This is a genomic window from Brevibacillus fluminis (assembly GCF_052072235.1).
Taxonomy (GTDB): Bacteria; Bacillota; Bacilli; order Brevibacillales; family Brevibacillaceae; genus Brevibacillus_D; species Brevibacillus_D fluminis_A.
The window spans coordinates 2,584,722-2,599,105 of the sequence record NZ_CM125436.1 but is presented as its reverse complement, the minus strand read 5'-3'; the positions used below and the strand labels follow the sequence as shown (position 1 = coordinate 2,599,105).

Sequence of the window (14,384 nt, the reverse complement as noted above, 5' to 3'; positions counted from 1 at the left end):
TATTCCTTTTTTGCAACAAAAGCAAAAAGTCCCCCAATTCATGATCTGGGAGACTTTTTACCATGTACGCTTGATAATGGAATGGCTTTTTGTTTGTAAATCTGAGGATGTTAGAATGAGTGCCGTGCCGATTGCATTTGTATTCGCTAGGAAATTTTCGCCTCAATCCGCAGCTTATCCGCCACCATCGCAATAAACTCGCTATTGGTCGGCTTCGCCTTGGTATTGGAGATCGTATAGCCAAACAGGCTGGAAATGGAATCCAGATTGCCCCGGGACCATGCCACCTCGATTGCATGGCGGATAGCTCGCTCTACACGGCTCGCCGTCGTATTGAATTTCTTAGCAATGTCCGGGTACAACACTTTTGTAATCGAACCAAGCAGTTCAACATCGTTGTACACCATCGTGATCGCTTCCCGTAAATACAAGTAGCCTTTAATGTGTGCCGGCACACCAATCTCGTGAATGATGCTGGTGATGCTTGCATCCAGATTACGTCCTTTTGGAGGCAGTACGGCTGATTTTGGCTTGCTTGTATAAAGCGGTGTCGCAACTTTGTTGGAAATCATCTGACGAATTCGCTGCGCCAGCACTTCAAGGTCGAACGGCTTCAGGATGTAATAGGCAGCGCCCAACTCCACGGCTTTTTTCGTGATCTCTTCCTGGCCAAATGCCGTCAGCATGATGATTTTCGGTTGTGTCGGAAGCCGCATTTCCTGAATTTGTTCCAGGACAGCAAGCCCGTCCAGATGTGGCATGATAATGTCAAGGATCAGCACATCAGGAACCCGCTCCTGAATCAAACGGATGACATCGTTCCCGTTATAAGCTGCTCCGATTACCTGCATATCGTTTTGGGTATTTATGTACTCCTCCAACAAGCTTACAAATTCGCGATTGTCATCAGCCAATAACACGTCAATGGTACTCAAAATAACGTTCCTCCTCGTTTATCTGAATTAGCATTTCAAGCATTGGTGTGACGAATATTGTTCATTAAAATTTCTTTTTTGTTTCCCTCTCTTACGATTCGACGACATAAAACTCATTCCTGCCGATGGCGAAAGGTTGAATATTTTTCGACAAAAGTAGAGGAAAGAAAGAACCAAAGGCAGCGTCAGCTCGCCTTTAGTTCGGAAGAGTCGCGGTTTCCCAAGCCCGCATCCTGCAACATCCATTCGATAAAACAGCCGTAACCGGACGTCGGATCATTTACAAATACATGTGTGACTGCGCCGACCATTTTCCCGTTTTGGATAATCGGGCTGCCGCTCATCCCTTGTACGATTCCGCCTGTTTTGTCGAGCAGGCGCTTATCGGTCACGCGGATGATCATGCCCTTCGTGGCGGGAAAATGCTGTTTGACGACATTCACGATTTCGATGTCAAACTCTTCGACGCGCTGTCCATCCACAACCGTCAAAATTTTAGCGGGGCCTTCTTGCACCTGTTCCGCCAAAGCGACGGGAATCGCTTCCTGATAATAGCTTCGCTTTGGGGGTTCTTTCATTTTACCGAAAATGCCGAATGGTGTATTTTTGGTGATGTTGCCGAGCACTTGGCTCTCATTGTAAAACCGTGCAAATTTTTCGCCCGGATTCCCGCTTTCGCCTTTTTCGATCGACGTGACGCTCGCCTGCACGATTTGGCCGTCTCCCACGACGATGGCCTGGCCCGTGTCTACATCGGAAATGACATGGCCCAGTGCGCCATATGCGCCGGTTTTGGGTTCATAAAACGTGAGCGTGCCAACTCCCGCAGCCGAGTCACGAATGTAGAGCCCCATGCGATACTCGCTGTCTTTGACGTCTTTTGCCGGCATCAGATTGACCGTCAGCTTCTCCTTGCCACGAACCACCAGCATTTGCACCGGTTCGTTTTTCGCGCCCGCTTCATTGACCAGCTTTTTCACATCGTTCATATCATTGATGTACATGTCGTTCATCTTGATAATGGTATCACCAACATGAATGCCGGAGCGTTCGCCTGGAGAAAACTTCTCTGTGCCGTTGTTCACCAAATGATGGCCAACGACAAGGACGCCTGACGTTTGCAGTTTGACGCCGATCGACTGTCCGCCTGGAATGACGCGCAGATCGGGCAAGACGCTCACTTTCACGGTTTTGATCGGCATATTGCCCCATTTTACTTGCAAATCGGTACTGCCTGCCTGTCTCGGCTCGACGGATACAGGCTTGCTGAAATCAACGGGTACTTCACGTCCCTCTGTGCCATTGACGGCAAGGACTTCGGGATTGCTGTTGACTAACGTGCCCATGACCGGCACGGATAAGCGGAGTTCTTCATTGCTTCCTGCGAATAACCGCAATTCATTGGGCATGGATGTAAGCTTTTGAAACGGGGTGGAACAAACGATGAGCGCTGTGACGAGCAGAAGCAAACTTCCAATCCACTTTCTTTTCTCTTGTCGGATCACCAGCAATCACTCCTACATTCCCTACCTACACCTCTACACCTCCACTTTGTGTATCTATAATGTTACCGAGCCGATCATGGTTTATAACAAAAAGCCGTCAAGAGTAATTGACAGCTTTGCGCTGTTTTCCCATCTGGATCATTTCCCTGGCATGCTCTTCTGCCTTTTCCGTGATCTGCGCACCGCCTAGCATGCGCGCGAGTTCTTGCACACGGCCGCTCTCGGGCAACCGGTCGACAATCGTTTCCGTCACATCGTCTTTGACCTCTTTGCGGATCAAAAAATGCGCGTCGGCGAGCGCTGCCACTTGCGGCAAATGGGTGATGCAGAGCACCTGCCGGTTTTGCGCCACCTGTGCCAGCTTTTCCGCGATCGCTTGCGCCGCGCGTCCGCTCACGCCTGTGTCGACCTCGTCAAAAATAAGCGTGCCCACCTGCTCCTTGTCCGCCAAAATCGTTTTGATCGCCAGCATGATTCGCGACAATTCGCCACCTGAAGCGATTTTGGCCAAAGGCCGCAGCGGCTCTCCCGGGTTCGGGGCAATCATGAACTCGACCTGGTCGATTCCACTTGCGTCCACACTCCGCTTGATTCCTTCGATTTCAATGCCGTCCTCATCTTCGCTCTGACGCACCTCAATCGCGAATCGCGCCCGATCCATGAACAGCTCCTTGAGCTGCTGTTCGATCTCGCAAGCCAGCTTGGCAGCGCATTCACGGCGGACCATGGACAGCTCCATCGCTTCGATCGACAGATCAGCCTCCAGCTCCTGCAGCCGTTTGCCGAGCTGCGACAAACGCTCCTCGTAATGCTGCATTTCATCCAGTTCGTCGGAAATGGTTGCGGCATATTCCAGAATCTCATCGACGTTTTTGCCATACTTGCGCTTCAGCATTTGCAAAAGGTCCAATCGCTGCTCCAATTCCTCGAGCTGACGCGGATCGAAATCGAGATGATTCCCGAATTGCCGCAAGAGTCCAACCGCATCTTCCACCTGGTAGTAAGCGGCTTGCACCGCCTCGATAATCGGACCGAGCGATTCGTCATACTGCTGCAGCCGCTCCAGCTCGCCCATCGCATGACCGAGCCAGTCCATGCCCCTCTGATCGCCAGAGAGCGCTGTATAAGCCGACTGGACGCCTTTGGAGACCTTTTCGACATGAAGCCACTTCTTGCGCTGTGCGGCAAGCTTTTCATCCTCTCCCGGCTGCAGGGAGGCGTTCTCAATCTCGCTCAGCTGATAGCTCAGCAAATCGATGCGCTGCACCAGCTCGCGTTCGTTCTTGGCCATTCGCTCCATATCCTGCTTGAGCTTGCGGTAGGACGAATAGAGCGTCCCGTATTCCTTCTTTACACTGGCAAGCGCCTGCTCACCGTATGCATCGAGCCAATTGATATGCTTTTCTGCATGCATCAGGTCATGCGTATCGTGCTGGCCGTGAACGGTGACCAGCCACGGCCCCAGCTCGCGCAGCATCGCAAGCGTAATCAGCTGTCCATTGACGCGGATAATGCTTTTTCCCTGCGCGGAAATATCGCGCCGCACCACCAGCATGCCATCGGCTTCAATGTAAACGCCAAAACTTTCGCAAATGGCGATAGCCGGATGGTTCGCGGGCAGTTCAAACAGCCCTTCCACCTCTGCCCGTTTTTCGCCGTAGCGGACGAAATCGGCAGAAGCGCGCTCACCCAGCAACAAGCCGAGTGAATCAATGATGATCGATTTACCGGCACCCGTCTCGCCCGTCAAGATGTTCAAGCCTTTCCGGAACGAAATGGCCACCTGTTTGATGATCGCAAAATTACGAATGGTGAGTTCGAGCAGCATAATGGTTACAACCTCACTTTAAAGCATTTCCAGCAGTCGCTCTGTCACGTCTTGGCTGAATTGTTTGGAACGGCAAATGATCAAAATCGTGTCATCGCCGCAGATCGTGCCCATCACTTCAGGCCACTGGATGTTGTCGATCAACACCGCAACCGCATTGGCATTGCCTGGCATCGTCTTCATGACGACGAAATGGTCCGCATGGTCGATGTTGATGAAGCACTCCGTCAACACGCGCTTCAGCTTTTGCAGCGGATTGAACTTTTGATCTGCCGGCAGCGAGTATTTGTACCGTCCATCCATCAGCGGCACTTTTACCAGATGCAGCTCTTTGATGTCGCGGGAAACAGTCGCCTGCGTCACATTGAAGCCAGCCTCGCACAGACGGTCAACCAATTCGTCCTGTGTCTCTATTTCATAATTCGTAATGATTTCGCGAATTCGAATATGCCTTTGTCCTTTGTTCATACATTACTCCCATTCACCGTGTAATTTCCGTCGAATTGTCTCAAAAAAGTTACCTGTCTTCCATTTCACCAGCGGCGTAATGTACGGTGATTTTTTGACAAAAATCTGATCGCCGCCCTCAAGCTCATAGCCGAGCTGTCCATCAATGGAAAGTCCCATGTCCTTGTGCTTGGCGTCCACCTCGATGCGGATCAGCTGATCTCCCGAGCAAACGATCGGTCGTGCAGTCAACGAATGCGGCGCCACCGGCGTCAAAAGCAGCATGTTGACATTCGGCGCAACGATCGGCCCCCCTGCTGCGAGGGAATAGGCGGTAGAGCCGGTTGGACTCGATACGATCAGACCGTCCCCATTGAAAGTAACGACATAATGCTCGTCCACAAAGACGGCGCATTGGATAATGCGGCAAAAAGCGCCTTTGGCGATGCCGATATCGTTCATCGCGGTGAACGTGGCCAATACCTCGCCATCGCGCACCAGCTTAGCTTCCAGCATGCTTCTCTCTTCAATATCATATCTCCCGGATAAAAGGTTATCCACGGCAAGCGGAAGATCATCCGGCTCCGCTTCGGACAAAAAGCCGAGCGTCCCCAGGTTGATCCCCAAAATCGGCAGCGAATGGCCTGCCAGCATCCGAGCGATGCCGAGCAACGTGCCGTCTCCGCCCAAAACGCAAACCAGCTCTACCCGATCCGCAAACGCGCTTACAGGCAATGCCGATTCCGGACGTCCCATCTTTTTGGCGATGCTTTCCTCCAAAAATACATGGATGCCCCTCTGTTCAAGCAAATAAACCAAATCGCGCGCTACGATGAGCGCTTCCGGTTTTCCTTTGATAGCAACGATCCCTATTGTGTTCATCTGCCACCCCGAAACGGTTGAAATCCTTATACAATTATACAATGTTTCATACATAAAAGACAGCAAGCCGTCTGTTCATTGGGACAAAAAAGAAAAACTCCCGTTGCAAAAAGCCCATGTCAAACTCTGGTGCTTCTGCAACGGGATGCTTCTTTTTTGTGCATATACACGACATGAAGCGAAAAGGAGCCGACGGCGTCTGTCACGCGCAAGCTCCCTTTCGCCTGGTGCTTATTTCAAACTGGCGTGAGCCTGCTCCACAATCCGTTCGATCTCGGGGAACCATGCCGTCAGATCGTCGGCTTGCGCGGTTTTGCGCAGATGGAGCAAAAATTCGATATTGCCTTCTCCGCCTGTGATCGGCGAGAAATGGAGACCTTTCGCGGCAAATCCGATCGACTGGGCAAACTGGATGATCGTCTGCAGCACCTCGCGATGAATGCCCGGGTCGCGCACGATGCCGTTCTTTCCGACATTCTCCCGCCCTGCCTCAAACTGCGGTTTGACCAGCGCGAGCACGTCCCCCTCTTCCTTCAAGAAGCGGTACAGGACAGGCAGGATGATTTTCAGCGAAATGAAGGAGACATCGATGGAGGCGATATCCGGCTTTTCGTGCGCAAACGCATCGGGGTCCAAATGTCGGAAATTGGTTCGCTCCATGACCACGACACGCTCGTCCTTTCTCAGCGACCAGTCGAGCTGTCCATAGCCTACGTCGATGGCATACACTTTTCGCGCGCCTTTTTGCAAGGCACAGTCGGTGAAGCCACCGGTAGAGGCACCGATGTCCATCATCACCCGGTCCGTCATGTCGATCCCGAATACCTCGATCGCTTTTTCCAGCTTCAGGCCGCCCCGGCTGACGTACGGATGCAGGTCCCCTTTCACGGTAAAGACCGCATCGACCGGCACTTTGGTTCCCGCCTTGTCGCATCGTTCCTGACCGACCAGTACCAGTCCGGCCATGATCGCCGCTTTTGCTTTTTCCCGGGTGGCAAAATACCCTTGCTCGACCAACAGGATGTCCAAACGTTCTTTCTTCATATGGTTGTTATGCCCTTTGCTTGTGTAGTGGAATAAGTGAACGGACACGGGAAACGATCGCTTCCGCCGTCAACCCGATTTCCTGGCGTTGCTCTTTTACCGTGCCATGTTCCACGAAATAATCAGGCACGCCCATGATCGTCACATTGATGTCATGGTAGCCTTCTGCTGCATAAAATTCCTGAACCGCACTGCCGAATCCGCCCATGGCGCATCCTTCTTCCACCGTGATGATGTCATACCCTTCGTTGCCCAGACGGCGCAGAAGATCTTCATCGAGCGGCTTGCAGAAGCGCGCGTTGACCAGCATCGGCGCGATCCCGTCGCGACCCAGCTGTGCCACAGCCTGCTCGGCAATTTCAAAAATATGCCCGAACGATAAAATCGCGACATTTTTGCCTTCCTGCACGATTTCCGCTTTGCCGATCGGCAGGACGTGCATCTCTTCATCCATTTTCACGCCGCGCACATTCAAGCGCGGGTAACGGTACGAAATCGGCCCATCGTCGTAAACGGCCGCTGTTTTCATCATGTGGCGCAGCTCGTTTTCATCCTTCGGCGCCATGATCACCATGTTGGGAATCGCGCGCATGAAGGCGATGTCATAGACGCCCTGGTGGGTTTCCCCGTCTGCTCCGACAAGACCTGCACGGTCAACGGCAAAAATCACGTTTGCCTTCTGGCGTGCAATATCGTGGATCAGCTGGTCATAGGCGCGCTGCAAAAATGTCGAATAGACCGCATACACCGGCTTCAAGCCTTGCAGCGCAAGCCCGGCGCAAAATGTGGCCGCATGCTGCTCGGCGATCCCCACATCAAACATCCGTTTCGGGAAAACCTGTGCGAACTTGAGCAGCCCCGAGCCAGCCGGCATCGCTGGCGTTACGGCCACAAGCCGATTTTCTTCGCGCGCCAGCTCGATCATCGTGTCCGCGAACACCGATGTGTACGTCGCTGCCGATTTCGATGCGGATTCGCCGGACTCGATTTTGTACGTACCGACGCCGTGCCAGGTGACGGAGTCCGCTTCAGCCGGTGCATAGCCTTTTCCTTTTTTCGTAATCGCGTGAACCAGGACGGGCCCTTTCGTATTGGCTGCCGTTTTCAGCGTCTCCAGCAGCAAATCGAGATTATGTCCGTCGATCGGTCCGATATAGGTAAAGCCGAGCTCTTCAAACAAAACGCCGGAGACCAGCAAATACTTCATGCTGTCCTTGACTCGTTCGGCCAGCTGTGCAAGCTTGCCGCCGACAGCCGGAATCGATTTGAGCAAATGCTCCATCTCGTCTTTTGCCCATCTGTAGCTCGAGTCGGTGCGCAGCTTGCCCAAATAATTGTGGAGCGCCCCCACGTTAGGAGCAATCGACATTTCGTTGTCGTTGAGCACGACGATTACATTTTTCTTTTCATGGCCAATATGATTGAGCGCCTCGAAGGCCATGCCGCCGGTCAGCGCGCCATCACCGATGACGGCAACCACATGGTTTTTTTCGCCCTTGAGATCGCGCGCGCAAGCCATGCCCATCGCACCGGAAAGAGACGTGCTGCTATGGCCTGTCTCCCAGACATCATGCGGGCTCTCCGCCATTTTCGGGAATCCGCACAAGCCTTTGTACTGCCGCAGCGTCGGAAATTGATCCCGACGACCCGTCAACATCTTATGCACATAGGCTTGATGCCCTACGTCCCAAATCAGTTTATCGGTAGGACTGTTAAACAGGTAGTGCAGCGCTAACGTCAACTCCACTACGCCTAGATTCGGGGCAAGATGCCCGCCTGTTTTCGCCAGATTTTCTATCAGAAACGTCCGGATTTCTTCAGCCAATCTTGATAACTGCGGGATTGTAAGTTTTTTCAGGTCCTTCGGGCTATTTATGTTGTCGAGTAACATATAACCCCTCACTTTCAAGATGAATACCAGGTAAATACTTGCTTCATTATAATCGTTTTGTCGAGAAAACTCCACTTTGTTAGGAAAAATCGCCCGGAAACGCATCGGAACGAACGTATATTCCCTAAAAAACAAAAAGACCTTAACGATGTGCTAAGGTCTTCTCCTGCCATCCCTATTTGTTGCGTGACACGACGTAATCTGCGAGCAAATGCAAAGCCGAGTTCGCCATCCCTGCACGGGTGAGCGCATCTTTCGCGTCCGCTACCAAGCGGTGCAGACGCTCGCGCGAAGCGTCCATGCCGAGCAAGGAAGGGTAGGTGGCTTTTTGCTTTTGTGCATCCGATCCGACAGCTTTGCCGAGCGTAGCCGCGTCGCCTTCCACATTCAAAATGTCGTCCTGGATCTGGAACGCGAGCCCGATCGATACGCCATAGGTGTGCAAGGCTGCAAGCTGCTCTTCATTCGCTTCCGCCAAATACCCGCCGCCGAGCAACGCCGCCACAAGCAAATCACCTGTCTTGTGGTGATGAATGTACTCAAGCTCGTCTAGCGTCAACTGCCGTCCTTCCCCTTGCATATCCGCCATTTGCCCGCCTACCATCCCCGTCGCCCCTGCGCGCTTGCCCAGCTCGGCGATCAGCTTGACCGCAGTGACAGCGCTCACGTCGGAGTGAGACAGGTACGACTGTGCGATATGGGCAAATGCGCGCGTCAACAGCGCGTCGCCTGCCAAAATGGCTGTCGCCTCGTCAAACATTTTATGGTTTGTCGGTTTGCCGCGGCGCAAATCGTCATCGTCCATTGCCGGCAAATCGTCGTGAATCAGCGAATACGTGTGGATCATTTCCAGCGCAACCGCATACGGAACCCCACGCTCGGCTGGTTTGCCCAACGCTTCGAGCACGGCCAACACCAGGATCGGACGAAGCCGTTTTCCACCTGCCATCAATGAATATTTCATCGATTCATACAAACGTGCCGGTACGCCCGCTTCTTCCAAAGCCAGCGGCAGCTGTTGCTCGACAAGGGTGATTTTTTCTTCGAGGTAAGAAGTGAGCGTCACCGTCATCATGCTTCACCTTCCAGCATAAACGGCTTTTCCTTCAGCTCCCCGTTCTCTTCCAGCAAAAGCGTGATTTGCGCTTCGATGAGATCAAGCTTTCTGCCGCAAAGACGAGCCAGCTGAACGCCCTCCTGATAAAGACCGATCGCCTCTTCCAGCGGGACGTCCCCTTCCTCCAGCCGGCGAACGACATCTTCTAACCGTTTCATCGCTTCTTCGTACGGTACTTCCAATTCCTGCTCAACTTTCTTGCGAGCCATCCGTTTTCCCCTCCTCGATTGTCAGCGCTTCCGCCAAAATCGTTCCATCCGTTAATCGTATCATGAGCTTGTCCCCGCTTGCAATTTGCTGTACCGATTTCACCAGCTGCTCTTCCTTGTACAGGAGCGAAAAGCCGCGCGACATGACTTTCAGCGGGCTGAGCGCATCAAGCTGGGCCACGGAAGAGGACCAGGCGAGCCGCGACTCCGCCACCTTTCGCCCGATCAATTGGGCAAGCTGGTTTTGCAAATGGGCGACCGTTTTCCGTTCTTTTTGCACAGTCTGCGTGATCGGACTGCGAGCGAGCAGCTGTTCTTGATGTGTCAGCCGGTTTTGCTCGCGTTTCAACTGCTGTTTCATCGCGCTGGTCGCACGCATCTGCGCATCGGCGAGCCGCTGTCTCGCATCATCGAGCCTGCGCTGCGGCCGTCGCAGTGCGTAGGAATTTTGCAGCTGTTCCAACCGTTTGCGGTGATCCGCAAGCTTGATGCGCAGGAGTCGATGCAGACGCTGCTCCTGCTTTTGCAGACGCTCCCGCCACTCCAGATGATGCGGCACCGCCAATTCTGCCGCAGCCGTCGGCGTTGCCGCCCGCATATCGGCGACGAAATCCGCGATCGTCACATCGGTCTCGTGACCAACAGCCGAGATGACAGGAATGCGTGAACCAACGATGGCACGCGCCACGCCTTCATCGTTGAACGCCCACAGCTCTTCGATCGAACCGCCGCCGCGGCCGACGATGAGCACATCGACATCATCCCGCCGATTGATTCGCGCGATTGCCGCCACGATCGAGGCTGGCGCTTCCGTCCCCTGAACCGTCGCAGGAACGATCAGGATCTGTGTCTGCGGGAAGCGGCGCCGGATGGTCGTGCAAATATCGCGGACAGCCGCACCCGTAGGCGAGGTGACAACGCCAACGGTGCGGGGAAAAGCGGGCAGCGGGCGCTTCCGTTCCGGTGCAAACAGTCCTTCTTGCGCCAGTTTCGCTTTCAGCTGCTCAAACGCCAAATAAAGCGAGCCCAGTCCGTCCGGCTGCATCTCGCGGGCATACAGCTGATAGGCGCCGTCCCGTTCATAGACAGAAATGGAACCACGGACGAGTGCCTTGGTTCCATCCTTCGGGACGAATTTGAGGAATCGGTTATAGCCTTGAAACATGACAGCCTTGATGCGGCTTTCCCCATCTTTTAAGGTGAAGTACATGTGTCCGCTGGAGTGGCGGGTAAAATTGGAGATTTCTCCGCGTATCCAGATGTCGGACACAATTTCGTCGCGCTCCAGCTTTTGCTTGATGTAGCGATTCACATCGCTGACCGACCAGATTTCCTGTCCTCTCATTTGCATCCCTTCATTTCATTAACGGCGTTCCAGCTCTCTTTCTGCCGAACGCACGGTATTTTTCAACAGCATGGTGATGGTCATCGGGCCAACGCCGCCTGGGACTGGCGTAATGTAGCTGGCGATTTCCTTCACTTCATCAAATTTGACGTCGCCGACCAGTTTTCCTGTCTCGATCCGGTTTACGCCGACGTCGATGACGACCGTACCCGGCTTCACATGCTCTGCCCCGATCATATGGGCTTTGCCTACCGCCACGACCAAAATGTCCGCTTGCTTTGTGATCGCAGCGAGGTCAGGGGTGCGCGAGTGGCAAATCGTCACGGTCGCGTTTTCTTGCAAGAGCAGCATCGCGACCGGCTTGCCGACGATATTGCTCCGCCCCACAACAACCGCGTGCTTGCCGGAGATTTCCGTCCCGGTCCGTTTGATCAGCTCGATTACGCCATGCGGGGTGCAAGGCAAAAACGTTTCATTCCCGATCAGCATGTTGCCGACGCTAATCGGGTGGAAGCCGTCCACGTCTTTTTCAGGGCTGATCGCATCGATCACCGCGCTCTCCGCAATATGCTTCGGCAGCGGAAGCTGGACCAAAATGCCGTGAACGTTCGGATTTTGGTTCAATTTCTCGATTTCGGCCAAAAGCTCTTCCTGCGTGACGGTCGGTTCCATGCGAATCAACTCCGAATGGATGCCCACCTCGGCACAGCCTTTGATTTTCCCTTTTACATACGACTCGGAAGCCGGATCATTTCCGACCAAAATAACCGTCAAACCTGGAACAATCCCTTTTTCCGCCAACGCTTTTGCTTCTATCGCCAGTTCTTCACGAATCGTCTTTGCTGTTTCTTTTCCGTCAATCACCATAGCTGTCATCAGTGTAGCCTCCTCTTCCAATTCAACTACTCATAGTTTATCCAGAGAAGGAAGTTATGTAAAGGCGAATTTTCAATTGCTACAAAACCTTCATCGTTCGGATTTTAGCATTTTCCAACCGATTTGTGCGACCCCGTACGCGTTATCGCCCGAATAAACCGGATCGCAAAAAAACAGCTTCGCCTTGACCGACGGATGCTCCAGCCGTTTGATCAGCCGTTCGCGCACGTATTGATTGGCAGCCACGCCGCCAACGATCAGGATTTCGCGCGGGTAGCCTTCTTCAACTGCGGTACGCAGCACCTTTTCCAGCGTATTGGCGACGCACTGTTCGGTCGCCCGGGCGATTTCGGCATGCGCGACATCCCCCTGCTCAATCGCGCGCAGCAAAGCCGCCTCCGCTCCGGAAAAATGAAACGTGAAGCCATTTACGGTCGATGGCACGCGAAACGTCCCTTCGGCTTGCCTGGCTACCTGCTCAAGGCTCGGTCCCGCCGGAAACGGCAATCCGAGCGCGACCCCGATGCGATCCACCAGCTGCCCTGCGTGAAGGTCAACCGTACCGCCGAGCTTGTCGATCTGGTAGCCGGTCGCGGTCCGCGTGCAATCCAACAGCTCGCTCGTTCCGCCCGATAAGTGCACCGCAAGAAACCGCTCCTGTGTCGGCCGCTCGTCTGACGTGTACTCTCCTGCAGCAATGTGCCCTTCCTGGTGACTGGTCATATAGATCGGCACATTGTGAAAGATCGCCAAGGATTTGCCCAAGCCTTCCCCGACCTTGAACACAGGCATATAGCTGCCTTCTACAGAACGCGGTCGTGAGCTTACGCAAATCCCAATCAATTGCTGATCGGACAGCCCCAGCTGCTCACTTAATTCAGGCAGGTTCATCACATGCTGAAAGACGGCTTCCGATTGCTGCAGCCCGCGCTCCCCCGCTTTCACTTTGAGGAGCCGCTTCGCCTCTGCAACAATCTCGCCGTCTTCACCAACCAAACAAAGTGACGTACGGTAATTGCTCGTATCGATCCCAAGAAGTACCTGCTTGCTCATTGTTTTCACCTGTCTTTATTACGCGAACTGGCGCGATTGCAAATAAGCGGACAAAACGCCGTTAATGAACTTGCTCGACTGCTCATCGCTAAACGTTTTCGCCAGCTCAATCGCTTCGTTCAGCACGACTCTTGGCGGTGTTTCGGTTTCAAACATCAATTCATAAAATGCCAGTCGCAAAACAGCACGGTCCACGTTGGCGATCCGATCCAGCTGCCATCCTCGCAAATACTTTTTAATTTCCTCGTCAATCGCATCCTGGTTGGATAGCGTCGCTTCCACCAAATGGCGGAGATATGTCGGGTCTTCCGCTGTGTTTTCCAGCACAAATGCATACGCATCGCCGAGATTTGTTTCTGCCATATCGATTTGAAACAAACATTGTACTGCCTTTTCCCTTGCTGTTCTACGTTTCATCACTTTCGTTCACCTACTATTTAAATTTCCCCGGTAAAATCTTGTCCAAAATGTCGCGCAGGTCTTCCTTTTGATCAAGCTTCCGGCCAATGTAATAACCCGTACCGACAAACACGATGAAGACGAGCGTATTCCAAAAACCAACGATCAAGTAAATGCAGCCAAACAGTAACCCCGCAAGAACGCCAAGCGCTTTCCCCTTATGCTCCCACAACAGCTCCCATAACATCAAAATCACCCTCTACTCTATCCGCCTTGTGCGCAGCGGGAGGTTTTCTTGCGTCAGCACCTCGGCTACCGTTACCCGTACTTCCGTGATCTCCACACCGGCGATCGCTTCCACCGTCGTTTTCACATCGGTTTGCAGCTTTTGGGTAATGTCGGGAATCGGCGTTTCGCCGTCAATGGAGACGCGCAGCTCAATCAAGTTGCCGCTTTCGAGCGATTTGACATATGTTTTCAGATCGCGCACGCCTTTTACCTTGCGCGCTGCACGCTCCGCGATCGTCTGGATCGTCACCATGGAGATCGTCACATCACCGAACTCGCCGCGCTGGCGAATGCCGCGCTCCTGCTTCGTCGGTTTGCCGAATACAAAGCTGCCGATGAAAAAACGAACGCTGATGATCAAAAAGATCAGCGCTACGATGAGATAAGGCAGCGCGCCCAGCGGATTGCCATACAGCGCAACCAGCGGCTCCTGTACCAGCTCAAGCGGCACAAGCCCGACGAACAAGCCGATGGTGAATATCGAGACGACGATCAGCGCCAGGCTGTAAATGGTCAAAATAAAGCGATCAAACAAGTTCACGAGCTTCCCTCCTTGGGTGAAGAA

15 protein-coding genes are annotated in these 14,384 nt (G+C 53.3%); all 15 read right to left on the bottom strand.

Annotated elements, in window-relative coordinates; translation table 11 throughout:
• Positions 1-146: 146 nt before the first annotated feature.
• The 15 genes from spo0A to amaP all read right to left on the bottom strand — a co-directional run bounded on the left by spo0A (position 147) and on the right by amaP (position 14,360).
• Positions 147-935 carry a sporulation transcription factor Spo0A gene (gene spo0A, locus ACTID9_RS12860; RefSeq protein ID WP_441071712.1) on the bottom strand — a complete coding sequence of 263 codons (789 nt, stop codon included), beginning with the start codon at positions 933-935 and terminating at the stop codon, positions 147-149.
• A 185-nt stretch (positions 936-1,120) separates the two neighbouring features.
• The gene (gene spoIVB / locus ACTID9_RS12855; RefSeq protein WP_441071710.1) at positions 1,121-2,440 is read right to left on the bottom strand and encodes a SpoIVB peptidase; all 1,320 of its coding nucleotides are present in this window, start codon (positions 2,438-2,440) and stop codon (positions 1,121-1,123) included.
• A 97-nt stretch (positions 2,441-2,537) separates the two neighbouring features.
• Entirely contained in the window at positions 2,538-4,268 is a 1,731-nt protein-coding gene (gene recN, locus ACTID9_RS12850; protein WP_441071708.1) for a DNA repair protein RecN, read from the bottom strand.
• 18 nt (positions 4,269-4,286) lie between these two features.
• A complete protein-coding gene (ahrC, locus tag ACTID9_RS12845; protein ID WP_441071706.1) occupies positions 4,287-4,736 on the bottom strand; it encodes a transcriptional regulator AhrC/ArgR in 450 nt (149 codons plus the stop codon).
• Positions 4,737-4,739: 3 nt separating this feature from the next.
• Entirely contained in the window at positions 4,740-5,597 is an 858-nt protein-coding gene (locus ACTID9_RS12840; protein WP_441071705.1) for an NAD(+)/NADH kinase, read from the bottom strand.
• 231 nt (positions 5,598-5,828) lie between these two features.
• The gene (locus tag ACTID9_RS12835; protein WP_441071703.1) at positions 5,829-6,641 is read right to left on the bottom strand and encodes a TlyA family RNA methyltransferase; all 813 of its coding nucleotides are present in this window, start codon (positions 6,639-6,641) and stop codon (positions 5,829-5,831) included.
• A gap of 7 nt (positions 6,642-6,648) precedes the next feature.
• A complete protein-coding gene (gene dxs / locus ACTID9_RS12830) occupies positions 6,649-8,532 on the bottom strand; it encodes a 1-deoxy-D-xylulose-5-phosphate synthase (RefSeq protein ID WP_441071701.1) in 1,884 nt (627 codons plus the stop codon).
• 175 nt (positions 8,533-8,707) lie between these two features.
• Complete coding sequence (locus ACTID9_RS12825) at positions 8,708-9,604, bottom strand: polyprenyl synthetase family protein (RefSeq protein WP_441072573.1); 897 nt, start codon at positions 9,602-9,604, stop codon at positions 8,708-8,710.
• Positions 9,604-9,858: an exodeoxyribonuclease VII small subunit gene (gene xseB / locus ACTID9_RS12820; protein WP_441071699.1), complete on the bottom strand. Its 255-nt coding sequence runs from the start codon at positions 9,856-9,858 to the stop codon at positions 9,604-9,606. The genes ACTID9_RS12825 and xseB overlap by 1 nt, the downstream gene beginning before the upstream one ends.
• Positions 9,839-11,203 (bottom strand): exodeoxyribonuclease VII large subunit, encoded by a 1,365-nt coding sequence (gene xseA, locus ACTID9_RS12815; RefSeq protein ID WP_441071697.1) that lies wholly within the window; start codon positions 11,201-11,203, stop codon positions 9,839-9,841. Before xseA ends, xseB begins: the two co-directional genes overlap by 20 nt.
• A gap of 18 nt (positions 11,204-11,221) precedes the next feature.
• Positions 11,222-12,079, bottom strand: a complete 858-nt coding sequence (gene folD, locus ACTID9_RS12810) for a bifunctional methylenetetrahydrofolate dehydrogenase/methenyltetrahydrofolate cyclohydrolase FolD (protein WP_441071695.1) — start codon at positions 12,077-12,079, stop codon at positions 11,222-11,224.
• Positions 12,080-12,169: 90 nt separating this feature from the next.
• Complete coding sequence (locus tag ACTID9_RS12805) at positions 12,170-13,132, bottom strand: Kae1-like domain-containing protein (protein WP_441071693.1); 963 nt, start codon at positions 13,130-13,132, stop codon at positions 12,170-12,172.
• Positions 13,133-13,150: 18 nt separating this feature from the next.
• Positions 13,151-13,549: a transcription antitermination factor NusB gene (nusB, locus tag ACTID9_RS12800; protein WP_441071691.1), complete on the bottom strand. Its 399-nt coding sequence runs from the start codon at positions 13,547-13,549 to the stop codon at positions 13,151-13,153.
• Positions 13,550-13,565: 16 nt separating this feature from the next.
• The gene (locus tag ACTID9_RS12795; protein WP_441071689.1) at positions 13,566-13,778 is read right to left on the bottom strand and encodes a DUF2273 domain-containing protein; all 213 of its coding nucleotides are present in this window, start codon (positions 13,776-13,778) and stop codon (positions 13,566-13,568) included.
• A gap of 12 nt (positions 13,779-13,790) precedes the next feature.
• On the bottom strand, positions 13,791-14,360 hold the full coding sequence (gene amaP, locus ACTID9_RS12790; protein ID WP_441071687.1) for an alkaline shock response membrane anchor protein AmaP: 570 nt from the start codon (positions 14,358-14,360) through the stop codon (positions 13,791-13,793).
• Positions 14,361-14,384: the final 24 nt, after the last annotated feature.